Here is a 22,328-nt window from a genome sequence, read left to right as displayed (position 1 = left end):
AGCCTGGCTCGCGCCGTTGCACCGACGTTGCACGCCGTTGCAGCGCTCGCTCAACCGCGCGCGGCCTGCCGCGCGCGGGCCACCAACCGAGCCTCGGCCACGGCGTAGGTCTCCAGGGCGTGGCGGGCCTGCCTCTCGAGGTCGGCGGCGCGGACGAGGTAGTCGTCGACCATCGCCGAGACCGCCTCCGGGGCGGCGCCGCCGAGGGCGCTGCGGGTGGCGACGATCGTGCGCGGGTCGAGGACGGCGCGGACCTCCTCGGGGTCGAGGCCGAGCGGGCGGCCGACGACGTCGGCGGCGGCCGCGTCGAGGTCTCCGGAGGAGATGTCGACCCCGCGTACGCCGTCGCGGCTGGCGGTGCGCACCGCCTCCCCGACGACGAGGTACGCCGCGCGGTAGTCGATGCCGCAGCGCAGCATCACGAACTCCGCGAGGTCGGTGGCCTGGGTGTAGCCCTCCTCGAGGCGCTCCCACATCCGCTCGGCGTTCACCGTCATGGTGTCCACGACACCGTCCATCAGCGCGGTCACCCGGGCGGCGAAGTCGAGCGCCTTGGGGATCTCGCCGTAGGCGAAGATCAGGTTGTCGCTGCGGGCCGAGGGGCTCTTGACCACGGCGAGGAAGCCGGCGAGCCTGCCGATCAGCACGCCGCCGGCGCCGCGCACGATCGAGAGCGCGTACGGGTTGCGCTTCTGCGGCATCAGCACCGACGCGCGGGTGTAGGGGCCGGCGAGGTCGATGTAGTCGAACTCCTGACTCGACCAGATCTCGAGATCCTCGGCGAGCTTCGACTGGTTGGAGAGGAGGCTGACGCTGGTGGCCAGCAGGTCGATGAAGGTGTCGGTCTGCCACATCGCGTCGCGGGTGTGGGTGATGACGCCGTCGAAGCCGAGCAGGTCCGCGACGACCTGGCGGTCCTCGAGCAGCCGGCTGCCGTTGACGCAGCCGGCACCGCCCGGGCTGGTGTTCACCTCGGCGAGCGCGCCGAGCAGACGCTGCCCGTCCCGGAGCGCGGGCGGCACGAAGCCGAGCAGGTAGTGGCCGAACGTCGACGGCTGGGCCTGCTGGAGGTAGGTCTGGTCGGGCATGAAGACCTCGCGGCAGCGCGCGGCCGTGCGGCAGGTCGTCGTCGCGAAGTCGGCGGCCGCGACCGCGAGGTCGGCCGCGAGGGTGCGGAGCAGCAGCCGCAACGCCACCCGCGCCGCCTCCCGGCGCGGGCGGCCGGCGTGCAGCCACCCCGCGTCGTCGCCGATGGTGGCCACGAAGTGCCGCTCGCGGGAGTTGTACGGCTCGCCGTACTCGGCGTGGTACGGGAAGTCCTCGGGCGCGGTGCCGTGGGCCTCCAGCAGTACGCCGAGCAGCCGGGCCGCCGCGGGCTCCGGGACCAGCCGGCGGTGCCGGAGGTCGAGGACGTGCGCGATGTCCGCGAGGTTCAGGCCGTGGTGCAGCAGCGGTGCGTCGGCGATCTCCCACGCGAAGCCGGCGTCGATGAGCTGCCGCGCCGGCTGGTCCTTGGACGGCCCCTCGGCCCGGCGGTGGGTGTCTGCTGCGGTCATGTCCCTGACTCCTCGGTGAGTGCGTCGGCGGCGGCGAGCAGGCCGCCGGTGCTCCAGTAGACGACCGGTCCGGCCAGCTCGCCGCGGTGCCGGCCCAGCCACCGCAGGGCCTTGACGTTGTAGACCGGGTCGGCGACGAACCCGCTGCCGCGCAGCAGGGTCGCAGCCAGGCCGTCGTCCTCGCCCGCCCGTCCGTCGACGAGCACGAGGTCCGCTCCCGGGTCGGGTCCGCCCAACAGCCGCGCGGTCTCGGTCGCCCGCGCGATGATGCGCTCCGGGTCGGGGGCCCGCGTCGCCGAGACCCCCACCAGCCGGACCCGGTCGTCCAGGCCGTGCCGCGCCAGGCCCGCCAGCAGCCCGGCGATGCTGCCGCCCGAGCCGACCGGCAGCACCACGGTGACCGCGCCGAGACCGGCCTCGTCCAGCTGCGCGACCAGCTCGGGAGCCGCGACGGCGAAGCCGCGCGCACCCACCGCCGAGGCACCGCCGCGCGGCACGGCGTACCCGCCCAGCTCGCGCGCCAGCGCCTGGGCGCCGGTCTCCATCGACCCCTTGTCGTCGGAGCCGGTGAAGGTGACCGCGGCCCCGGCCTGGCGGGAGAGCGCGAGGGCGGTGGCGGAGCGGGGCCGGCCGTGGCAGACCTGGTGCACCGCGAGCCCGCAGCCCGCGGCGGCGACCGCGAGCAGCGCGGCGAAGTTGGAGGCGGGGGCGCCGGCGACGACGACGGTGCCGACCCGGCGCTCCAGCACGTCGGCCAGCACGGACTCGACGGTGCGCACCTTGTTGCCGCCCCAGGCCCAGCCGGTGAGGTCGTCGCGCTTGAGCCAGAGGTCGGTCAGGCCGGGCGCCCCGAGGTCCGCGACATGGTGCAGCGGCGTCGGGAGCCGGGCGAGCTCTAGCGCCACGACTCGGACTCCGTCGCCCGGCGCCGCGTCGCCCGGGCGACCACCTCGTCGGCCATCGCGGCCGCGGCACCGGTGTGCACCCGGCCCAGCTCGGCGAGCTCGTCGGGCTGCACCCGGCCCGCGAGCACCACGGTCAGCGGGGAGCCGCTGCGGGCCACCTCGGCGTAGGCGTCCTGGAGGGCCGCCTGGGCCCGGTGCTTGCCGAGCCGTGCGGACATCACGCTGAGCAGCCGCTCCGATCCGGACGTGCCGGCGGCCTCCAGGTTGGCGAGCATCCGGTCCGGGTCGACCTCGAGGCCGGCCACCAGCCGGCGCGACATGGCGGAGGCGGCCAGCGCGTAGTGGCAGAGCTCGGGGAACGCCGCCCACTCGGTCTTCCAGGCGCGCGCGTCGCGCTCGTGGTCGCCGACCATCGTCTCGGTCAGCACGCCGGCCAGCGAGCGGACCAGCCGGGCCAGGGCGACGATCTGCTCGCTGGCCTCGGGGTTGCGTTTGTGCGGCATGGTGATGCTGCCCACCGTCGTGCTGCTGGTCGGCTCGCGGACCTCGCCGACCTCGGCCCGGGCCAGCACGTAGACCTCGTTGGCGATCCGGGCCAGCGTCGCGGTGACGGCGGCGGCGACCTGGGCGAACTCCGCCAGCCGGTCGCGGGTGGAGAGCCAGGAGATCGGCGGCTCGCCGAGCCCCAGCCGCCGGCAGTACGCCGCGCGCAGCGGCAGTGCCTGCTCCCCGAAGAAGCCCAGCACCCCGACCGCGCCGCCGAGCTGGGCGACCAGCCACCGGTCCCGGCCCTCGCGCAGCCGCTCCAGGCCGCGGCCGAGCTCATCGGCCCACGTCGCCGCCTTGAAGCCGAACGTGATGGGCGCACCGGGCTGGCCGTGGGTGCGGCCGAGCATCGGGTCCTCGCGGTGCCGGGCCGCGAGCCCGAGGAGGGCGGCCTCGGCCCGCCACAGGTCGCGCCACAGCAGGTCGCCCACCGCCGCGAGCTCGAGCACCTGGGCGCTGTCGCTGACGTCCTGCACGGTCGTGCCGGAGTAGACGTGCTCGGCGGCCTCCGGTGGCAGCTGCTGCTGGAGCACCTGGATCAGGCCCAGGGTCGAGTGCGACGTGGTCCTGGTGCGCTCGGCGACGGCCGCGAGGTCGAGGTCCCGGTCGCGCAGCTCCGCGATCGCCGCGGCCGAGGACGCGGGGATGATCCCGACCTCGGCCTGCGCCTCGGCGAGCGCGGCGATGACGTCGACCCAGCGGCGTACTCGGGCCGGCTCGTCGAAGACCGCGTGGCTCTGCGGCGTGCTCCACTGGTGGCCGAAGACCTCCGAGTCGATCAGGTGGCCGTCCACGCCACCCCCGAGAGCCTCACGACCTCGTCGACGGCCCGGTGCACCTCGGCCAGCGAGGCGCCCCACGGCACCACGACGTTGCCGCCCTCGACCTCGACGCCCTCCTGGAGCAGGCAGCACCGGGTCAGGGTGACGCCGTCGCTCCCGACGGGCAGCCACTGCCGCGGGCAGGTGTCGACCCGGCGCGGCGCAACTCCGTAGCACCACCGGTGGATCTGGTCGGAGCGCTCGCAGCCGAGCAGCGTCCAGTCACGTGCGTCCGGGCGCTCGTCGAGGAACGAGACCTCGCTGCCCGCGAACTCCATGCCCGCGGCCCGGCAGGGCAGCAGCACGTCGGCCGGCGGCGGGTCCGGGAGCAGCCGGCGTACGTCGTGCAGCTCGGCCTCGGCGAGCACCGGCGGGACGTCCTCGGCGAGCGCGAGCACCCGCGCGACCTGGTCGGCGAGCTTCGCCGGGCCCGGCGGCTCGACGTCGACCACCCGCAGCCGCACCGGCGCCGGGTTGAGGATGAAGCTCACGTGCGAGTAGAGCCCCTCGACGACGACGCACCGCGCCCCCGGCACTCGGGCCGCCGCTGCCGCGAGCTGTGAGGGCACCGCCGTGTCGACCGACTCGTCGGCCACGAACCCGCACTCGTCGGGGCCGGCCAGGACCCGGGCCGCCACGGTGGGCACGAACAGCTCGCCCGACTCGGGCCGGTCCACCTCGACCAGCGCCCGGCGGCCCTCGCACTGGGCGACCACGAACCGGGTGCGGAAGTAGACCTCGCGGCCGGTGAGGTGCTCCACGAGCCACCCGGGCTCCAGCGTGGGCACGGTCGAGACCGAGACCTGGCGGTAACGCGACGGCACGAGGTTCGGCGCCGACGCGTCAGTGGCCATGCCCGCTCTCCTCCAGGGCCCGCGTGTGGCACAGGGTGTCCGAGCGCAGGCCGCGGCGCAGCGTCTCCAGGCTCATCAGGTCGTCGAGCGCGATGTTCCCGAGGCCGACCTCGGAGCCGAGCCGCCGGATCAGCACGGCCTGCTGAGAGCGCTGCGGCGCCTCGTAGACGATCCGGCCGGCGTGCGGCAGCGCCGCGAGCTCGTCGAGCAGGTCCTCGCGGACCGCACCCGTGCCGTCGTACAGGCCGACGGTGCCGCTCTCGCGGCCCTCCGCCACCACCCAGGACGCGCCCGCGGCGAGGTCCGCCTCGGCCTCCGCGGCCCAGGCCGACGCCGAGACCGGCTCCTCGGGGTCCTTGCTGCCGATCTCCGCGAAGACCTCGAAGCCCAGCGACCGGGCCCGCTCCACCAGTCGGTGCTTCTCGTCGAGCGGCAGCATGGTCGCGCCGCGCGAGACCTCGACGCAGTCGAACCCGGCCAGCGTCACCCACTCGAAGAGCTCCTCGGTCCTCCCCTGGACCCAGGCGATCTCGAGCAGCGTGCCGCCCGTGCAGAGCCGGACTCCGTGGTCACGCAGCAGCCGGACCTTCTCCGCCAGGTGCGGCTCGACGTACGCCGTGCCCCAGCCGAGCTTCCACACGTCGACCCAGGCGCCGTAGGAGCGCAGGGCAGACTCGACCCGGTCCGGCGAATACCCTTTGTCGAGCACGTGGGTCAGCCCCGCCGACCGTGGCTTGGTCGACCGCTCCGGCAGCGTGAGGAAGTCTGGCGCCACGCTCAACTCCGTCTCCTCGGACTCGTTTCATATAGGCGGTTAAGCGTACATTATAGGAGACGGATCGAGCGGGAGAGGAGCTGGACCAGGCGATGCCGAACCACTCCGCGCCGGCGACCGTGTTCGTCCTGGGCAGCCTCGAGGTCGTCGACGCCGACGGGCGCGAGCTCGGCCCGGTCCCGGCCGGCCGCGCGAGCGTGCTGCTCCGGCGCCTCGTCGCCTCCAACGGCGGTCTCGTGGAGGTCGACGCGCTGGTCGACGCGCTGTGGGACGACGACGTGCCGCACTCGGCGGACCGCGTCATCGCCTCGCTCGTGAGCCGGGTGCGCCGGACCGTGGGCACCGACCTGATCACCGGCTCCGCGTCGACCGGCTACCGCTTCAACGCCGGCCTGGGGTGGACGAGCGACCTGGCCCGCGTCGAGGAGCTGACCAGGTCCGCGCAGACCAACGCGGCACTCAGCCCGGCCGTCACCGTGACCGCCGCCCGGCGCGCCCTGGGCCTCCTGGCCCGAGGGCGCCCGGAGCTCCCGCCCGCCTTCGCCCAGCGGGCCTGGGCCGAGGACCAGCAGCGGTACGTCGAGACGCTCGCCCGGCGACTGCACCGATCCCTCTGGGACGCCGAGTCGCTCCTGGGCATGTGGGGCGACGTCGTCGACCGGGCCGAGGGTGTGCTCGCCCACGACCCGCACGACGAGGTCGCCGCCCGCGCGCTGATGAACGCCCAGTGGCATCTGGGCGACCGCGCCTCGGCGCTGCGGGCCTACGACGCGCTCCGTGCCCGGCTCGAGGCGGAGTTCGGCGTCGAGCCGAGCCGCGCGACCGACGAGCTGTTCAGCGCGATCGTGAGCGGCGCGGAGCCCGGCGCCGCGCCCGGCCACGGGTCCGGACACGAGACCCGCGCCTCGAGGCTGATCGGCCGGCGGGACGAGCTGGACGCCCTGATCGAGCGCTGGCACGCGGCCGCCGGCGGCGTCCCGGGGTCCGTGGTCGTCACCGGCGGCCCCGGCGCCGGCACCTCGTCGCTGGCCCAGGAGCTCGCCCAGTACGCCGAGCGCGAGGGCGGTCGGGCCATCCGCGTGGACTGCTTCGAGGGCGACCGCTCCTCGCCCCTGCAGCCGCTCGCGACCGCACTGAGCCGGATCCTGCTGTCGACGCCGCCCGACTCCCTGCCACCCCTGCTCGGCCTGTGGTCCGACACGGCGGTGGAGCTGGTGCCGGACCTGCGCGCGATCCTCGGCGTCGTCGAGTACCGCCGCGCCAGCCCCGAGATCGAGCACCGCCGGGTGCTCAACACCATCCGCTTCGTGCTCACCTCGGCCGCCGACCAGCAGCCCCTGCTGCTGTTCTTCGACGACCTGCACCTGGCCGGCGCCGCCACCGTCGAGGCGCTGCAGTGGCTGCTGCACAACGTCGGGACCGCGCCGCTCCTGGTGGTGGTCACGGTCCCCGCGGACCGGATGGACGAGGAGCTGCGCAGCCTGGCCGCCGACGGGCTCCGCGTCGAGCTCGGCCCGCTGGCCGAGTCCGACGTGGCCGAGCTGGCCCAGCAGGCCGGCGTACCGGCCGAGGCGCCGTTCGTGTGGGAGCTGACGCAGGGCCACCTGATGTTCGTGGTCGAGGTGCTCGCCGCGCTCGGGCGGGGCGAGCCGCGCTCGGCCGTCCCCGCGACCCTCGGCTCGATGGTCCTCGACCGGGTACGCCGTAGCGGCGCGGACGTCGACGAACTCCTCCAGTCGGCATCGGTGATCGGCACCGCGTTCGACGTGGACTCGCTGCAGGAGCTCGTCGGACGCCCCGCGACCGAGCTCACGCCGGTCCTCGTCAAGGCACTCGAGGCGGGGCTGCTCGAGCCCCGCCAGCACCTGTTCGTGTTCTCCCCGCCGGTCCTCGCGCAGGCGCTCTACGACCACCTGCCCGGACCGATCCGGATGCTTCGGCACCGCCAGCTCGCCGACATCCTCTCGGCGCGGCCCGAGCTCCGGGCCCACCATCAGCAGCGGGCCGGGCTCGTCGCTGCGGCCGCCCGGTCGTGGTACGAGGCGGCCGCGCTGGCCCGTCGGGCGTTCGCCAACGCCGACGCGGTCCGACTCTTCACCTCGGCCCTGCAGGCCGCCCGGGAGAGCGGTGACCAGGAGCTCGAGGGCCTCGTGCTCATCGGCCGGGGCGCCGCCCGCGAGGACCTCGCGGACTTCGACGGGGCCACCGACGACCACCAGGCCGCGGAGGCCCTCGCCGTGGCCACGGGCGACCGCGCGCTGCGCGCGTCCGCGGTGGAGCGGCTCGGCTGGACGGCGTACTACCGGCGCGACGTGGACGAGGCGGTCGCCCGGGCAGAGGAGGGCGCGCAGATGCCCGGCGCCGGCCCCGGCACCTGGAACCTGCTCGGCCGCACCCGGCACTGGGCGGGAGACCTCGACGGGGCCTACCGCGCCTACGAGCGGGCACTGATCGAGGTCGGCGACGACGACGAGGCGGTGCGGGTGTCCGTGCTCAGCTGCCTGGGCGCGCTGCTCGGCCACGCGGACCGGTACGGCGAGGCGATCGAGGTCCTCGACGACGCCGTCGCGGTCTCCACCGAGCTGGGCGCCCTGCACCCGCTGCTGCGCGGGCTGTTCTTCGCCGGCCTGGCCCGGGCCAACGCGGGCGACCTCTCGGGCGCGCTGACCGCGCTGCAGACCAAGGCGACGATCCTGGAGCGGTACGACGTGTCGTTCTACCGTGCCCGGACCAACACCACGCTCGCGTGGGTGTGGCGTGAGCTCGGCGAGTACGACCGGGCGCACGAGCTCTCCGACCTCGCCCTGGTGCAGTCGCGCGAGGTGGAGGCCGGCAGCCTGCAGATCGAGCAGGAGCTGCACGCCCTGTGCGCGCTCGCCGACAGCGAGCGGCTCGCCGGGCATGCGGACCGCGCGGCGGAGCACCTGGCCGCGGCCCGGCGGCTGATCGACAACTGGCTGCCCTTCCGCTGGCGCGCGGACCTGCGGATCCGCGAGGTGGCCGCCCGGCTCGGGGCCGAGGACCCCGAGGCCCTGCTCGAGGCCGCGCGCGCCGCGAGCTCGCTGAAGTACCAGTCCCTCGCTCTGCACCTGATGGGCCGGGGAGCGGAGGCCTCGCGGCTGGCCCGGCGGACCGGGTCGCTGCTGCTGCTCGGCGAGGTCGGCGCCCCGGACGAGTCGCGCGACGCACTGCGCCGGCTCGAGGCGACGCTGCCGCGCCAGCTGCGCAGCGGCTTCACCCGAGCCGGTCGGCTGCCGCAGGAGCGGGGCTGAGGGCCGCGAGCCCGATGCCCCACAGCAGCGCCGTCCCGGACGAGGCGCCGATCGAGGCGATGGTGTCGACGAGGTGGTCGAAGCGCTCGTCGTCGGCCGCCGCGGCCACCAGCCCGTGGACCGGGGCGAGGCTCTGGCCCTGCGCCGCCCAGGCCAGGAACGACCGGCTCAGGCGGGTGGTCGCGGCCGCCTGCGCGGCGGCGCGCAGCCACGCGGAGTCGTCGCCGCACCACGCGCGGACCAGCAGGACGCCGGCGAGGACGTCGTCCCCGGTCGGGGTCAGCCCGATCCCCCGGCCCTCGAGCAGCGTGCGGAGCGACCCGAGGTCACCGGCCTCGACCGCCGCACGCACCTCGTCCCATCGGGACGCGAGGTCGTCGGGTACGGCGAGCCGGCCCAGCATCCGGTGGAGGGCGGGCCGGGCGGCCAGCAGCTCCGGGCCGTGCGGCTGCGATGGTGCGTACGCCGGGACGGACCCCAGGTCGACCTCCCAGCCGGTCGACCGGAGCCGGTCGCCCGTGCGCCAGACCGCGAGCCCCTCCGCGACGGGGCGCGGCGGCTCGGCGACCACGAGGTGGATCGGGCCCGGCACGACCGACGGCCCGGCGACGGCGTACACGCCGTGCTCGACCTGCACGTAGCAGCCGTGGCGGAAGGTGCCGACCACCGACCCGTGCGCGCCGTCTCGGTGGGCGGCAGCGACCCCGGCTCCGACCGACAGCGCAGCGAGGCGGGCAGCCATCGCTCAGGCCAGGCGCCGGTCGAGGTCGAGCAGCGCAGCGGTGAAGCACTCGATCGGCGCCCACGCCACACCGGCGCCGACCTGACCCGTGCCGTCGGCCCTGTGGACGATGCCGGTGTTCACCGCGGGCGTGACGCCGAGCTCGACCACCTTGCGGACATCCACCCCCACCGGCGTGCCCACGTTGTCGAGGATCGGCAGCCGGAGGCGCGGACTCTCCCCCGCGCAGATCCGCTGCATGCTGCGGGTCGCCGCGATCGCGTCCGCCATCCGGCCGCCGAGGAAGCCGGCCACCGCCGGCGAGTTCGCCGCGGCCGGGCCGCCGAGCCCGACCAGCTCGAGCACCGCGCTGTCGCCGATGTCGGGAGCGCTGGTCTCGGGTCCCTGGCCGGGGTAGTAGAGCGCGTCCTGGACCGGCGGTGCCGGCGCGAGGAACCAGTCGCCGCCGCCGGCCAGCCGGACGCCGTACGTCGCACCGTTGCGCGACATCGTGGTCACGATGCTGGAGCCCGGGACCTCGGCCGCCCACTCGACCAGCGACTTGGCCCCCGCCATGGCGACGTTGAGGAACATCAGGTGGTTGCCGCTCAGGAACGTGGCCACGTCCGGCGCGGCCGGGTTGGTGCCGCGGACCAGGTAGGGCAGCAGGTCGCGCAGGAACAGGTTGGTCGTGGCCTGCACCCGCAGGTGCACGTCGTCGCCCATCGACACGCCCTGCGCGGCCAGCGAGAACACGTCGACCGGCCCCTTCGCCTCCAGCGCCGCACCGAGCACCGGGGCGAGCTCGTCGCGGACGAAGCGCAGCCGCGCGATCGCGTCGTCGCTGTCCACGCCGAACCACTGCACCGCGCCGGAGCCCTGGTTGAGGCTGGAGTACGCCGTGACCCCGCCGGCCTCGTTCTGCACCACGTACACCGGCGCGGACGGTCCGATCGAGGTCGCCATCGGGAGCACCGTGCGCGACTCGTTGGCCGGCTTGAGGGTGACCTCGCCGGCCTCGACGAGGCGGCCGGCCGCCTCGACGTCGTCCGCCCAGCCCTCGGCCACGACGGCCGCGCGCACCGAGCGCTGGAGCGGGTCCGGCATCTCCGCCCAGGCGATCGCGGGGCCGCAGTGCAGGACGTCGCGCTCGCCCATGCCCGGGACCACCGCGCCGGCGCGGTCGATGCCGACCAGCAGGGGCACCCCGTCGTTGAGCCGCCGGAGGACCTCCCCGTTCGCACGGTCGACCCGCTCGGCCTGCGGGCCGTAGAGCCGGGCCAGGGCCGTCACCACGTCGAGCGCCCCGCCCGCGGGGATCCGCCAGTCCACGCCGACGACCGCCACGCCCTGGTCGCGCAGCGCGTCCTCGAACAGCGGGAGGCCGATGTTGACCACGTCGACCGAGCTCGGCAGGGCGACCACGGGAGTGCCACTCATCGCAGCGCCTTCCTGTCATGACGGACACGTGAAATCTACTATACGATACGACGCATGGGGAGCGCGGAGCTCGACGAGGTCGTCGTCGCCGTCCGGCGGCACGCAGGCGTCTCGGGCAAGGAGGCGATCTCCCAGCTCCGCGCCTTCGTCGATCCGGGCGACCCGTTGCGCGGACCCGGCGACGACGGCGCCGTGGTCGAGATCGACGGCGTCCGCGTGGTCGTCTGCGGCGAGGCCATCGCGCCGGCGTTCGTCCGCCGGGACCCGTACGGCGCGGGCGTCGCCGCCGTCCTCGCCAACGTCAACGACGTCGCCGCGATGGGTGGTGTGCCGCGGGCCGTCGTCGACACCGTCGTCGGCCCGGACGCCGACGTGCACGAGGTGCTGCGCGGCCTGCACGACGCGGCCGCGATGTACGACGTGCCCGTCGTCGGCGGCCACACCACCCGCGCGGAGGGCGACTGCTCGCTGTCGGCCTTCGCACTCGGGCAGGTGCGCTCTCCCCTGTCCATGGCCGCGGTCCGGCCCGGCCAGTCCGTGCTGCTCGCCGCCTGCCTCGACGGCACCATGCGCACGGACTTCCCGTTCTTCACCTCGATCAGCGAGCAGGCCCCGACACTCGCCCGCGACGTGCGCCTGCTCGCCCGGCTCGCGGACTCGGGTGCGGCGGTGGCGGCCAAGGACGTGTCGATGGCCGGTGCCCTCGGCTCGCTCGCGATGCTGCTGGAGTTCACCCGCCACGGCACCCGGGTGGACCTGGATCTGCTGCCGGTGCCGGCCGGCACCGACCCCCTGTGCTGGCTGGTCGCCTTCCCGACGTACGCCTTCTGGATCACCACCGAGGCGGGCCGCGCCGGCGAGTGCGTCGACCTGTTCGAGCGGCACGGGCTCGCGTGCCGGGAGGTCGGACAGGTCGACGAGAGCACCGAGCTGCGGATCGCGAGCGGCGACCGCGAGGCGGTCCTGCTCGACCTGGCCGCCGAGGGCGTGACCGGCCTCTGGCGGTGAGGGGGCGGTGAGGGTCAGCCCGTCCGCGCCTCCAGGGCCGGCCCGACCTCCAGGCCCACCGGCCGCCCACGCATGGTCACTCCGGGCGCCCGGCCGAGGTCGAAGCACATGGCCTGGTGCTCGAGGCCGCAGTACGGCGCCGGCTCGCCCGCCCGGACCCACCCGAGCCGCTCGAAGAACCGCACGTTCGGGAGCTGGATCTGCGCCGTCATCGAGCTGCCACCGCGTGCCGCGGCGGTCGCGACGGCGAAGCGGACCAGCTCGGCCCCGACCATCGACGACCGGTGCGAGGGGAGCACCGCGAGCCGATCGCCCTGCCAGAGGCCGTCTTGCAGCGGGTACAGCCGCACCGCCCCGACGGTCCGGCGGCCGTGCGCGGCGAGCACGTGGACGGTGCCGGGCGAGAGGTCGTGGATGTCGATGTCGGTGAGCTCCATGACCCGCTGCTCGAGGACGAACACGCGGTGCCGGATCGAGTAGTGCGCGGCGCGGTCGTCGTGGTCGGCGATCCAGACACCGATGTCCTCGGTCCGGCTCACGAGGCGTCCCGCACCGGGACGGCCGGCATGCCCAGCTGGATGGTGCGCTCGAGCGAGCCGAGAGCCGAGCAGGCCTGGCACCGGGCGCAGCCGGCGGCGACCTTGTCGGCGGTCAGGCCGCGCCGGACCAGCTCGGGTGCCACGGCGCGCGCGATCCGCTCGGTGTAGTCGTGCGGCGGCGGCGTCTCGTCGGCCATCAGGCTTCCCGGCACCGGGCGCAGCGGGACGATGAACGGGTAGACGCCGATGTCGACCGCGCGCTTGCAGGATTCGATGGTCAGGTCCGGGTCCTCGCCCATGCCGAGGATGACGTAGGTCGAGACCTGGCCCTCGCCGAAACGCTCGACGGCGTACTCCCAGGTCTCGAAGTAGCGCTCGATGCCGGTCCGCGCCTTCGGCGGGGCCACCCGGGCCAGCACCTGCGGGTCGAACGACTCCACGTGGATGCCGAGCGAGTCGATGCCCAGGTCGTGGACCCGGTCGATGACCGCGAGTTCGGTGGGCGGCTCGAACTGCACCTCGACCGGCAGGCCGGATGCCTCCTTCATCGCGTGGCCGCACCTGCTGACGTAGAACGCCCCTCGGTCCTTGCCGAACGTCGAGCCCGTCGTGAGCGTGATGTCCACGGCACCGTCGAGATCGCGGGCGGCGACCGCCACCTCGGCGAGCTGCTCGGGCCGCTTGACCTTGACCGTGCTGCCCGACGCGAGCGAGACGCCGATGCCGCAGAACCTGCACTGGTCGTCGTTCCCCCAGTAGGCGCAGGTCTGGAGGACCGTGCTCGCGAGCGAGTCGAGGTGCATCAGCGCGAGCTTCCAGTACGGCGTGCCGTCGGCCGTCTCCAGCTCGTAGAAGCGGGGCCGGCCCGCCGGCGTGGCCGATGCGAGCCGGACGCCGTCCTTGTAGATCCCGTGCCCGGAGTCCTCGCGCTCCATGGTGTACGGCGTGCCCGCGACGTACGGCGCGTCGACCGGGACCGTCACCGGCGTCCCCTCGACCCAGACCATCCCGGCGTCCGACGGGCCCGCGCCCCCCGGCCGCCTCTCCAGCGCGCCATTGACCGCGAGGCCCTTCGACTGGAGCTCCAGGATCAGGTCGCTCAGCCGGCTGCCGTCGTCGACCGTGGCGATGGGCACTCTGGACGCTGAGCGGGTCACGGGCGATCCTTCCGGACGAGGCGTGGTGCCACTTTACTTCGTCACGGACATGACCGTCTACTATCAGATACGTCTCGAGGCGCGCTGCTCGACCAATCCGCGGAGCGTGGACTCGCCGGCGCGGAGGGACGCGACGTCGGGGCAGGCCAGGTCGGCCACGCCGGGGTCGTCGTCGAGGAGGTCGCCCGTCTCGGGGTCGAGCTGGACCACGACGAGGGTGCGCACCGGTGATCCGTCGGAGGGGTCCGGGTGCAGGCCGGCGACGATCGCCAGGCCGGAGCCGACGTGCATCCGGGTCGAGCCGTAGGGGTCGGCCAGGCCCGCCAGCGGATCGCCGCTCTCGTGCAGCACCACCCAGCCGGCGCCCTCGACCCGTGCCGCACGGACCAGCTCCGTACGCGCCTTCCGCGCCTCCTGGGCCTGGAGTGCGGCGCACCGGAGCGCGAACGCCGCGCCCGCGACCCGATCCACCTGGAGGCCGCCGACCGGCACCCCCGCCCGTGCCGACGCGGCTCCGACCAGCGCCTCGGCGTCCGGCCACCGGTCCACCAGGGCGGCGGTCGACTCGACGTCGCCGAGCTCGTCCGACACCGCGCGCACCAGCCGGATCGCCTGCTCGTATCGGTCGACGTCGCCGCCGATCGCGTACAGGGACTGCTCCGCCTGCCGCCACGCGGTCCGCAGCGCTCGCGCGGTCATCTCGTCGGCCATCGCAGCCATCCCATCGCATCCTGGTTCATCTACTATACGAGACATATGCCTGTTATCGTACGACGGCGCAATCCGACGCACGACGTCCCCAGCTGCCGGAAGTGGGTCCATGAGGAACATCGCGGTGATCGCCCTGGGCGGGAACGCCCTCATTCGCGAGGACCAGCGGGGCACCCTGGAGGAGCAGTACGCCAACGCGCTCACCATGTCGAAGTCGGTGCGGTCCCTGCTCCGCAAGGGCTGGCAGGCGATCATCGTGCACGGCAACGGGCCGCAGGTGGGCAACCTGGCGATCCAGCACGAGGAGGGCGCCCGGCTGGTCCCGGCGCTCCCCCTCCACTCGCTCGGCGCGATGACGCAAGGCGCCCTGGGCAGCCTGATCTGCCTGGCCCTGCGGGAGGTGTGCGGGCGCGAGATCCCGGGCGCGGTCTGCATCGTCACCCACGTCGTCGTCGACAGGGACGACCCGGCCTTCGCCGACCCGACCAAGCCGATCGGCCCGTTCTTCGCCGAGGCCGAGGCCGAGGAGCTCACCCGCCTGCGCGGCTGGACCATGGCGCCCGACTCGGGGCGGGGCTGTCGCCGCGTCGTACCGTCCCCGGCGCCGCTAGCCACGCTCGAGGCGCACGCGATCGCCGCACTGGCGCAGTCCGGCCACATCGTGGTGGCCGCGGGCGGTGGCGGCATCCCGGTCGTGGAGGAGGACGGCGCCTACCGCGGCGTGGACGCCGTCATCGACAAGGACTTCGCGGCCGCGCAGATCGCGGTCGCGGTCGACGCCAACGCCCTGGTGATGGTCACCGGCGTCCCCGCGGTGAAGCTCGACTTCGGTACGCCGCAGGAGCGCCCGATCGCGGACCTGTCGGTCTCGGAGGCCAGGGCACACCTGGCCGACGGCCAGTTCCCGCCCGGGAGCATGGGGCCGAAGATGCGGGCCGCCGTCGCCTTCGTCGAGGGCTCGACCTCGACGAGGCGGCCGCGGTTCGCGGCCATCACCACGCCCGAGCTGGTCTACGCGACCCTCGACGAGCCCCACGGCGTCGTGGAGGGTGCCCGCGGCACGCGGATCCTCCCCGAGCCCGCCGAGGAGCTGGTCGGATGACCACCCGCGTCGCCGTACGCAAGAACTCCTACAAGGACAGCGTCCGCCTCCTCGAGGCCACTCGCGCGATCCTCGACTCACCCGGCGTCTCGTGGGGCTGGGCGCTGATGGCCACGTCGGCCAACCTCGAGACCCTCGCCGAGCACGGCGTGACCGACGGCGTCGGGGACGCCGGCGCCAACGACCTGGTGCTGGCCGTCCGGGCCGACGACGACGCGGACGCGGACGCCGCGCTCGAGACCGCGGAGGAGACGCTGTTCGCCGCCACCGCCGCACCGGGCCAGGACGCCGAGCGGCACGCCGCCGACCTGGCCGGCGCGCTGGCCGAGCATCCTGCAGCCAACCTGGCGGTCATCTCCGTGCCGGGAGCGTACGCCGCGCTCGAGACGCACAAGGCGCTCAGCGCCGGCCTCGACGTCCTGCTGTTCAGCGACAACGTGCCGCTCGAGGACGAGGTCGCGCTCAAGGAGCGGGCCCGCGGCCTCGGCCGCCTCGTGATGGGCCCGGGTGCGGGGACCGCGATGGTCGCCGGCGCCGGCCTGGCGTTCGCCAACCGGGTGGAGCCCGGCAGGGTCGGGATCGTGGCCGCGGCCGGCACCGGCGCGCAGGAGGTGATGAGTCTCCTGGGCCGCTGGGGTGTGGGCGTCTCGCACGTGATCGGCGTCGGCGGCCGCGACCTCTCGCCCGAGGTCGGCGGCCTGATGGCCGAGTCCGCGCTGCGCGCCCTGGACGCCGACGACCGGACCGAGGTGGTCCTGCTGGTCTCCAAGCCGCCGGCCCGCGAGGTCGCGGAGCGGCTGCTCGGAGTGCCGGCCAAGCCGACCGTCGCCGCCCTCATGGGACTGCGCGGCGACGAGCTCGCGACCGCCGACCACGTCACGGTCGTGACCACCCTCGAGCAGGGCGCGATCCGCACGCTGGCGCTCGCCGGCCAGACCGCGCCCGACCTGGTGCAGGGCCTCGCCGAGGACGTGGCCGGCGTGGTCACCGGGATGGACCCGGCCCGGCGCCGGGTCGTCGGCCTCTACAGCGGCGGAACGCTCTGCTACGAGGCGCTCACCATCGCCACCGACCACCTCGGCCCGATCCACTCCAACGTCCCGCTCGACGCCTCGCTCACCGTCGAGTCCGCCGCGCCCGAGGACCACCTGTTCCTCGACCTCGGCGAGGAGGAGTACACCCGGGGCCGGCCGCACCCGATGATCGACCCCCAGGCTCGCGTCGAGCTCATCGAGCAGCAGGCCGAGGACCCCTCGGTCGCCGCGGTCCTGCTCGACGTGGTGATCGGCGACGGGGCCCACCCCGACCCGGCGGGGACGCTCGCGCCGGCGATCGAGAAGGCGACCGCCAGCGGCGCGGTCGTCGTCGCGTACGTGCTCGGCACCGAGCTCGACCCGCAGGGGTACGACGCGCAGCGGGAGACGCTGCGCCGGGCGGGCTGCCTGGTGACCGAGACCGCCGCGCGGGCGGCCCTGGCCGCGTCGGCCGTCGCGCTGCGGGACCCCGCGCTGGTCGCGACGGAGCTCTAGCCGTGTCCCTCCGCGTCGCGCTCACGACGTACTCCGTGAAGCCGCGGGGCGGCGTGGTGCACACGCTCGAGCTGGCCGAGGCGCTCCAGGCCGCCGGGGTCGACGTCACCGTGGTCGCGCTCTCGGACGGCGGCCGGACCTTCTTCCGCCCGGTCGACGTCCCGGTCCACCTGGTCGAGGCGCCGGCCCCGGCCGAGACGCTCGAGGAGCGGGTCTTCCAGTCGATCGCCACCCTGACCGAGGGGCTGCGCGGGATCGGCGACCGCTTCGACATCGTGCACAGCCAGGACTGCATCTCGGCCCGGGCGGCGGCGCGCGTCCGCGACGAGGGAGCGCCGTTCCGGGTGCTGCGGACCGTGCACCACGTCGACGACTTCACCACCCCGGCGCTCGTCGACTGCCAGCGGCGGGCGATCCTCGAGCCGGACGGCGTGCTGGTGGTCAGCCGGCTGTGGCAGCGGCTGCTGCGGGCCGACCCCGGCGTCGAGGCGAGCATCGTCACGAACGGCGTGCGCACCGCCCGGTTCGGCGCGCGCCTCGCCGACGACGAGCGGGCCGAGCTGCGGCAGCGGGTCGGTGCCGAAGGCCGGTTCCTGCTGCTGACCGTGGGCGGCATCGAGCCGCGCAAGGGCACTGTCCACCTGGTCGACGCCCTGGCCCGACTGAAGGCCGCGCACCGCGCTCCGCCCGTGCTCGCGATCGTCGGCGGGCACTCGTTCCAGGACTACCGCGCCTACCGCGAGGCGGTGCTCGGCTCGCTGGAGGGGAACGGGCTGCGCCTCGGCGAGGACGTGGTGCTGCTCGGCACGGTGCCCGACGCCGAGCTGCCGAGGTGGTTCGCCGCCGCCGACGGGTTCGCGTTCCCCTCCATGAAGGAGGGCTGGGGGCTGGTGGTGCTGGAGGCGATGGCGGCCGGGCTGCCGGTGGTCACCTCCGACATCGAGGTGTTCCACGAGTTCCTCGCCGACGAGGAGGACGTGCTGATGACCCGCGCGGGCGACCCGGAGTCGCTGGCGCGGGGCCTGGCCCGGCTGATCGACGACGAGCCGGCCCGGCGCCGGCTGGCGGCCCGCGGACCGATGCTCGCGGCGGCGTACTCGTGGGAGCGCACGGCCGCCCAGCACCTCGAGCTCTACCGCCGGTCGCTCGCCACCACCTGATCGCCGGCCGCTCAGCCGTGCCGCTCAGCCGTAGAGGGCGTCGTAGTTGTCCCGCAGCATCAGCCGGGCGAGCTCGGCGCTCTCGGTGGCGGCCTCGAGGCGAGCGACCTCGCCGACGTAGTCCCCCCAGGGCTCGTCGCTGGCGAACAGCACCCGGTCCTGGCCGAGGCCGCGCCGGTCGATCTCGCTGGCCAGCCAGCGGGGCGCGAAGCCGATCGACCACGACAGGTCGGTGTAGACCTGCTTCCCGGCGGCGATCCAGTCGAAGAACCGCTCGTTGATCAGCTTGATGTGGCCGCTCATGCCGCCGCCGAAGTGCACGAGGTGGATCTTCACGTCGTCGCCGTAGCGGTCCACCAGCTGGCCGACCTGGTCGATGTCCGAGGCCGCGCCGGGCGAGGTGTGGAAGTGCACGACCAGGCCGCGCTCGCGGGCGGTGCCGAAGATCTTGTCCAGCTGGATCAGGCACTCCTCGTCGTCGGCGCGGCCGCCGAGCAGGAAGCTGCTCTTGAGGGCGACGACGCCCGGCTCGCCGGCCAACGCGAGCGCCTCGTCGGTCAGCTCGGCGTCCTGGGGCCTCGGCGAGGTCCACAGCCCGCAGCGGATCCGGTCGTCGGCCGCGGCGGCCTCGAGCACCAGCGGGTTGAAGCCGAAGGAGACCTCGGCCCGCGGGACGCCGTAGTTCGGGATGACCACGGCCCGCTCCGTGCCCTCCCGGTCGAGGTCGGCGATCAGCTCGGCGACGGTCGCCCGGGCCGAGATGTCGGGGTGGCACGGTGGGCCGCCGTAGAACGGGAAGGCCGGCATGACCCCCAGGTGCCGGTGTGCGTCGTTGACTCGGAAGGAGGTTGTCATGCCGTCACGCTACGGAACGAATGTGTCGTATGCAATACCTTCGTTTCGTATCCGATACGCCATCGGGTCCGTCCAGCCCGAGGGAACCGCGTGTCAGGCGGTGACGATCGCCTCCGGCGCGACGGCTCGGCCCGGAGACGCCGAGTCGGCGCAACTTGCCCGCCAGAAGACACCGACTCGGTGCAAGTTGCCCGGGTCATGGGCAAGACGCGCCGACTCGCGGCATCCGAGCGGGCAAGACGCGCCGACTCGCGGTGTCTGACGGGACAGGTCGTGATCCTCGACGCGCCGTGGACCGCAACGACGACGAGCCTCCAGCGGCGACCTCTACTCGACGACCTCCAACCTGATCCCGGCGGACTGGAGGCGGGCGAGCAGGTTGTCGCCCATCGCCTGGGCGGTGGTGACCTGGCCGGCCGTCTGCGGGTTGTCGTCGAGGGCCAGGCAGAGGGCGGACTCGGCGAGCATCTTCGCGGTCTCGTCGTAGCCGGGGTCGCCGCCGCTCACGCGGGTGCGGACGATGCGGCCGTCGCCCTCGGCGACGAAGTCGACGGTGAACCACGACTTCGCGCGGCGCTCCTCGTCCGGGCCCGCGCCCGCGGGGACCCGGCCGAGCAGGAGCCGCCGCAGCGGCGGCACCTGGGCGGCGCCGAACATGGCGGCCGCGGCGACGGCGCCGCCGGCGGCGTACCGCAGCGTCTTGGTGCCGGCGTAGTGGGAGTAGGAGAAGTCCGGGCCGTACGCCGCGAGCGCGGCGCCGCTGCGCGCGACCACGAACGGGTCGATCGTCGGGAGCGGGAGCAGCCAGTAGCCGAGGACCGGGTCGCGGTGCGGCCTGCCCTGCACGGCCCGGGACGTGCGGCCCTCCGGGCGCGGCTCGGCGCGGCGCCGCGCCTGCATGGCCGCGCGCATCTGGCGGGCGCGCGAGAACTGGCCGAGGGCGGAGTGGAACGTGCCGCCGGAGAGCCCCGCGCCGGAGCGGACCACGCCGCGCAGCCGGACCGGGCCGGTCGCGGCGAGTTGTCGGACGGCATACAGCGCGCCGAGGTCGTGCGGGACGGAGTCGAAGCCGCAGGCGTGCACGATCCGCGCGCCGGAGCGCTGTGCGGTCGCGTGGTGGGCGAGGTAGACGCGGTCGACGAACTCGGGCTCGCCGGTCAGGTCGACGTAGTCGGTGCCGGCCTCGGCGCACGCCGCGACCAGCGGCTCGCCGTGCTCGAGGTAGGGCCCGACCGTGGTGATCACGACCCGGGTCGCGTCGGCGACGTCGGCCAGCGAGACCCGGTCGGTGGCGTCGGCGTGCAGCAGGGGTACGTCGCCGCCCCCCTGGTCACCGAGCCGGTCACGGAGCCGGTCGCGGACCGCCTCGAGCTTCGCCCGATTGCGGCCGGCCAGCGCCCAGCGCAGCCCGTCGGGGGCGTGCTGGGCGAGGTACTCGGCGGTCAGGCCGCCGGTGAACCCGGTGGCCCCGAACAGGACGACGTCGTACTCGCGAGTCACTTCGCTCATGCAGCCCACTCTGGCAGGTCGCCGGGCGACGTAGGCTCGTGGGCATGTGCCGCAACATCCGCCCGCTGAACAACTTCGAGCCGCCGGCCACCTCGGACGAGGTCGCCGCGGCGGCCCTGCAGTACGTCCGCAAGGTCAGCGGCACCACGAAGCCGAGCCGGGCCAACCAGGAGGTGTTCGACCGGGCGGTGCGGGAGATCGCGCATCTCACCCAGCACCTCCTCGACGACCTGGTCACCACCGCGCCGCCGAAGAGCCGCGAGGTCGAGGCGGCCAAGGCACGGGCGCGCGCGGAGCTCCGGTACGTCCGGTGAGCGTCTCGACCGGATCGGTGACCCGGGCGGCGCTCGACCTCCTGCTCGGCCGCCCACTGGTCGTGCTCACCGGCGCCGGCCTGTCGACCGACTCCGGCATCCCCGACTACCGCGGGCCCAGGCCGGCGGGGAACAGCTCCTCGGCGCGCACGCCGATGACCTACCAGGAGTTCGTGTCCGGGCCGGCCGCACGGCAGCGGTACTGGGCGCGCAGCCACCTCGGGTGGGGCCGGATGGGCGGCGCCGAGCCGAACCCCGGCCACCGCGCGCTGGCCGAGATCGCGCCCGAGCTGCTCATCACCCAGAACGTCGACGGGCTGCACGAGCGCGCCGGCACCCCGCGGCTGGTCGCGCTGCACGGCCGGATCGCGGACGTGGTCTGCCTCGGCTGCCGGGCCACGTCGGCGCGGACCGCGCTCCAGGCCGAGATGGCGGCGCTGAACCCCGGCTTCGCGGAGCGGTACGCCGAGGTCGCGATCCGCCCGGACGGCGACGTCGACCTGGAGGACACCGCCGGGTTCGCCGTACCGGCGTGTGGTGGGTGCGGCGGCGTGCTCAAGCCGGACGTGGTGTTCTTCGGGGAGAACGTGCCGGCGCCGCGGGTGGAGCGGTGCTACGCGGCGGTGGACGCGCTGGCGGAGGCCGGTGGCGCGCTGCTGGTGGCCGGGTCGAGCCTGACGGTGATGTCGGGACTCCGGTTCGTGCGGCGGGCGGCGAGAGCCGGCGTGCCGGTGGTGATCGTCAACCGGGGCGCGACGCGCGGGGACGAGCTGGCGACCGCGACGGTCGACGCGGGGTGCAGCGAGTTCCTCGGCGAGCTCGCGGAGGCGGCGCGGCCGGTCAGAGCCTCTTGACGAAGATGTGGTCGGCCGCCTCGGGCACGATCTCGGCGGTCTCGCCACCGGAGCCGACGAGCACGCCCTCCTCGGTCGCGACGACGGTGATGGTCTTGTCGGGCAGCGCGCCGACGCGGCGCATCGCGCTCATCAGCATCTCGTCCTTCTGCATCTCCTCGGAGATGCGGCGGACCAGGACCCGGCCCTCCTGGGCGCTCGCGGCCTGCGAGAGCGGCTCGACGCCGTCCATGAAGTCCTCGCCGAGCTCCGCCTCGCCGAGCTCGTCGAGGCCGGGGATCGGGTTGCCGTAGGGCGACTCGGTCGGGTGGTCGAGCAGCTTCAGCAGCCGGCGCTCGACGGTCTCCGACATCACGTGCTCCCAGCGGCACGCCTCCTCGTGCACCAGCTCCCACTCGAGGCCGATCACGTCGGTGAGCAGCCGCTCGGCGAGCCGGTGCTTGCGCATCACCCGCGTGGCGAGGCGCAGCCCCTCGTCGGTCAGCTCGAGGTGCCGGTCGCCCTGGACGGTGAGCAGCCCGTCGCGCTCCATCCGCGCCACGGTCTGCGACACGGTCGGCCCGCTCTGGTGCAGCCGCTCGGCGATCCGGGCGCGCAGCGGGACGATGCCCTCCTCGACCAGCTCGTAGATGGTCCGCAGGTACATCTCGGTGGTGTCGATCAGGTCGCTCACGCGCTCATTGTGTCCCATCCACCAACC

At 74.5% G+C, this 22,328-nt stretch carries 20 protein-coding genes; 7 read left to right on the top strand and 13 right to left on the bottom strand.

The genetic code is table 11. The features are described 5' to 3' along the window. Positions 1-50: 50 nt before the first annotated feature. Genes ACYVKX_RS11455 through ACYVKX_RS11435 form a run of 5 tightly spaced genes read right to left on the bottom strand, consistent with a single transcriptional unit; the run spans position 51 to position 5,457 of the window. Positions 51-1,556 (bottom strand): lyase family protein, encoded by a 1,506-nt coding sequence (locus tag ACYVKX_RS11455; RefSeq protein ID WP_460832179.1) that lies wholly within the window; start codon positions 1,554-1,556, stop codon positions 51-53. Further along, complete coding sequence (locus ACYVKX_RS11450) at positions 1,553-2,461, bottom strand: pyridoxal-phosphate dependent enzyme (protein WP_460832177.1); 909 nt, start codon at positions 2,459-2,461, stop codon at positions 1,553-1,555. Before ACYVKX_RS11450 ends, ACYVKX_RS11455 begins: the two co-directional genes overlap by 4 nt. Then, positions 2,452-3,801: a lyase family protein gene (locus ACYVKX_RS11445; protein ID WP_460832176.1), complete on the bottom strand. Its 1,350-nt coding sequence runs from the start codon at positions 3,799-3,801 to the stop codon at positions 2,452-2,454. Before ACYVKX_RS11445 ends, ACYVKX_RS11450 begins: the two co-directional genes overlap by 10 nt. Further along, positions 3,786-4,682 carry an XcbA family protein gene (locus ACYVKX_RS11440; RefSeq protein WP_460832174.1) on the bottom strand — a complete coding sequence of 299 codons (897 nt, stop codon included), beginning with the start codon at positions 4,680-4,682 and terminating at the stop codon, positions 3,786-3,788. The genes ACYVKX_RS11445 and ACYVKX_RS11440 overlap by 16 nt, the downstream gene beginning before the upstream one ends. Further along, positions 4,672-5,457, bottom strand: a complete 786-nt coding sequence (locus ACYVKX_RS11435; protein WP_460832363.1) for a phosphosulfolactate synthase — start codon at positions 5,455-5,457, stop codon at positions 4,672-4,674. The genes ACYVKX_RS11440 and ACYVKX_RS11435 overlap by 11 nt, the downstream gene beginning before the upstream one ends. Before the next feature lie 92 nt (positions 5,458-5,549). Between ACYVKX_RS11435 and ACYVKX_RS11430 the strand changes: the two genes are divergently transcribed. Beyond that, positions 5,550-8,729: an ATP-binding protein gene (locus ACYVKX_RS11430; protein ID WP_460832172.1), complete on the top strand. Its 3,180-nt coding sequence runs from the start codon at positions 5,550-5,552 to the stop codon at positions 8,727-8,729. Here the strand turns inward: ACYVKX_RS11430 and ACYVKX_RS11425 are convergent. Together ACYVKX_RS11425 and ACYVKX_RS11420 are read right to left on the bottom strand one after the other, a co-directional pair. Continuing rightward, positions 8,692-9,471 carry an oxamate carbamoyltransferase subunit AllH family protein gene (locus ACYVKX_RS11425; RefSeq protein WP_460832169.1) on the bottom strand — a complete coding sequence of 260 codons (780 nt, stop codon included), beginning with the start codon at positions 9,469-9,471 and terminating at the stop codon, positions 8,692-8,694. The two genes, ACYVKX_RS11430 and ACYVKX_RS11425, sit on opposite strands and share 38 nt — an antisense overlap. Before the next feature lie 3 nt (positions 9,472-9,474). Continuing rightward, positions 9,475-10,890 (bottom strand): YlbE family protein, encoded by a 1,416-nt coding sequence (locus ACYVKX_RS11420; RefSeq protein ID WP_460832166.1) that lies wholly within the window; start codon positions 10,888-10,890, stop codon positions 9,475-9,477. A gap of 54 nt (positions 10,891-10,944) precedes the next feature. Between ACYVKX_RS11420 and ACYVKX_RS11415 the strand changes: the two genes are divergently transcribed. After that, positions 10,945-11,898, top strand: coding sequence for an AIR synthase related protein (locus tag ACYVKX_RS11415; protein WP_460832162.1), 954 nt, complete (start codon positions 10,945-10,947; stop codon positions 11,896-11,898). A gap of 14 nt (positions 11,899-11,912) precedes the next feature. On the opposite strand, the gene ACYVKX_RS11410 is transcribed toward ACYVKX_RS11415, so the two are convergent. The 3 genes from ACYVKX_RS11410 to ACYVKX_RS11400 form a co-directional block, all read right to left on the bottom strand. Then, the gene (locus ACYVKX_RS11410) at positions 11,913-12,437 is read right to left on the bottom strand and encodes an MSMEG_0567/Sll0786 family nitrogen starvation N-acetyltransferase (protein WP_460832159.1); all 525 of its coding nucleotides are present in this window, start codon (positions 12,435-12,437) and stop codon (positions 11,913-11,915) included. Beyond that, the gene (locus tag ACYVKX_RS11405; protein ID WP_460832157.1) at positions 12,434-13,594 is read right to left on the bottom strand and encodes an MSMEG_0568 family radical SAM protein; all 1,161 of its coding nucleotides are present in this window, start codon (positions 13,592-13,594) and stop codon (positions 12,434-12,436) included. Before ACYVKX_RS11405 ends, ACYVKX_RS11410 begins: the two co-directional genes overlap by 4 nt. 63 nt (positions 13,595-13,657) lie before the next feature. Further along, positions 13,658-14,314: a hypothetical protein gene (locus tag ACYVKX_RS11400; RefSeq protein WP_460832154.1), complete on the bottom strand. Its 657-nt coding sequence runs from the start codon at positions 14,312-14,314 to the stop codon at positions 13,658-13,660. Positions 14,315-14,414: 100 nt separating this feature from the next. Between ACYVKX_RS11400 and ACYVKX_RS11395 the strand changes: the two genes are divergently transcribed. The 3 genes from ACYVKX_RS11395 to ACYVKX_RS11385 are packed head-to-tail and all read left to right on the top strand — an operon-like array spanning position 14,415 to position 18,096. After that, on the top strand, positions 14,415-15,407 hold the full coding sequence (locus ACYVKX_RS11395; RefSeq protein WP_460832151.1) for a carbamate kinase: 993 nt from the start codon (positions 14,415-14,417) through the stop codon (positions 15,405-15,407). After that, positions 15,404-16,936: a hypothetical protein gene (locus ACYVKX_RS11390; protein ID WP_460832149.1), complete on the top strand. Its 1,533-nt coding sequence runs from the start codon at positions 15,404-15,406 to the stop codon at positions 16,934-16,936. Before ACYVKX_RS11395 ends, ACYVKX_RS11390 begins: the two co-directional genes overlap by 4 nt. Positions 16,937-16,938: 2 nt before the next feature. Beyond that, positions 16,939-18,096 carry an MSMEG_0565 family glycosyltransferase gene (locus tag ACYVKX_RS11385; RefSeq protein WP_460832148.1) on the top strand — a complete coding sequence of 386 codons (1,158 nt, stop codon included), beginning with the start codon at positions 16,939-16,941 and terminating at the stop codon, positions 18,094-18,096. Positions 18,097-18,120: 24 nt separating this feature from the next. On the opposite strand, the gene ACYVKX_RS11380 is transcribed toward ACYVKX_RS11385, so the two are convergent. Further along, complete coding sequence (locus ACYVKX_RS11380) at positions 18,121-18,951, bottom strand: amidohydrolase family protein (protein ID WP_460832146.1); 831 nt, start codon at positions 18,949-18,951, stop codon at positions 18,121-18,123. A gap of 327 nt (positions 18,952-19,278) precedes the next feature. Beyond that, entirely contained in the window at positions 19,279-20,460 is a 1,182-nt protein-coding gene (locus ACYVKX_RS11375) for a saccharopine dehydrogenase family protein (RefSeq protein ID WP_460832144.1), read from the bottom strand. 44 nt (positions 20,461-20,504) lie between these two features. Here ACYVKX_RS11375 and ACYVKX_RS11370 point away from each other — a divergent pair, with 44 nt between their 5' ends. Both ACYVKX_RS11370 and ACYVKX_RS11365 read left to right on the top strand, forming a co-directional pair. Further along, positions 20,505-20,774, top strand: a complete 270-nt coding sequence (locus ACYVKX_RS11370; RefSeq protein ID WP_460832141.1) for a DUF2277 domain-containing protein — start codon at positions 20,505-20,507, stop codon at positions 20,772-20,774. Continuing rightward, positions 20,771-21,628 carry a Sir2 family NAD-dependent protein deacetylase gene (locus ACYVKX_RS11365; protein ID WP_460832137.1) on the top strand — a complete coding sequence of 286 codons (858 nt, stop codon included), beginning with the start codon at positions 20,771-20,773 and terminating at the stop codon, positions 21,626-21,628. Before ACYVKX_RS11370 ends, ACYVKX_RS11365 begins: the two co-directional genes overlap by 4 nt. Here the strand turns inward: ACYVKX_RS11365 and ACYVKX_RS11360 are convergent. Next, positions 21,615-22,301: a metal-dependent transcriptional regulator gene (locus ACYVKX_RS11360; RefSeq protein WP_460832135.1), complete on the bottom strand. Its 687-nt coding sequence runs from the start codon at positions 22,299-22,301 to the stop codon at positions 21,615-21,617. The genes ACYVKX_RS11365 and ACYVKX_RS11360 overlap by 14 nt on opposite strands. Positions 22,302-22,328 lie beyond the last annotated feature (27 nt).

The organism is Nocardioides hungaricus (genome assembly GCF_054782915.1).
This window is presented reverse-complemented; position numbering and strand designations above follow the sequence as displayed.

Bases quoted from the DNA above. Each gene is read 5' to 3' on its own strand.
- ACYVKX_RS11455 (WP_460832179.1), bottom strand. From the start codon at position 1,556: ATGACCGCAGCAGACACCCACCGCCGGGCCGAGGGGCCGTCCAAGGAC.
- ACYVKX_RS11440 (WP_460832174.1), bottom strand. From the start codon at position 4,682: ATGGCCACTGACGCGTCGGCGCCGAACCTCGTGCCGTCGCGTTACCGC.
- ACYVKX_RS11430 (WP_460832172.1), top strand. From the start codon at position 5,550: ATGCCGAACCACTCCGCGCCGGCGACCGTGTTCGTCCTGGGCAGCCTC.
- ACYVKX_RS11425 (WP_460832169.1), bottom strand. From the start codon at position 9,471: ATGGCTGCCCGCCTCGCTGCGCTGTCGGTCGGAGCCGGGGTCGCTGCC.
- ACYVKX_RS11420 (WP_460832166.1), bottom strand. From the start codon at position 10,890: ATGAGTGGCACTCCCGTGGTCGCCCTGCCGAGCTCGGTCGACGTGGTC.
- ACYVKX_RS11415 (WP_460832162.1), top strand. From the start codon at position 10,945: ATGGGGAGCGCGGAGCTCGACGAGGTCGTCGTCGCCGTCCGGCGGCAC.
- ACYVKX_RS11400 (WP_460832154.1), bottom strand. From the start codon at position 14,314: ATGGCTGCGATGGCCGACGAGATGACCGCGCGAGCGCTGCGGACCGCG.
- ACYVKX_RS11395 (WP_460832151.1), top strand. From the start codon at position 14,415: ATGAGGAACATCGCGGTGATCGCCCTGGGCGGGAACGCCCTCATTCGC.
- ACYVKX_RS11390 (WP_460832149.1), top strand. From the start codon at position 15,404: ATGACCACCCGCGTCGCCGTACGCAAGAACTCCTACAAGGACAGCGTC.
- ACYVKX_RS11380 (WP_460832146.1), bottom strand. From the start codon at position 18,951: ATGACAACCTCCTTCCGAGTCAACGACGCACACCGGCACCTGGGGGTC.
- ACYVKX_RS11375 (WP_460832144.1), bottom strand. From the start codon at position 20,460: ATGAGCGAAGTGACTCGCGAGTACGACGTCGTCCTGTTCGGGGCCACC.
- ACYVKX_RS11370 (WP_460832141.1), top strand. From the start codon at position 20,505: ATGTGCCGCAACATCCGCCCGCTGAACAACTTCGAGCCGCCGGCCACC.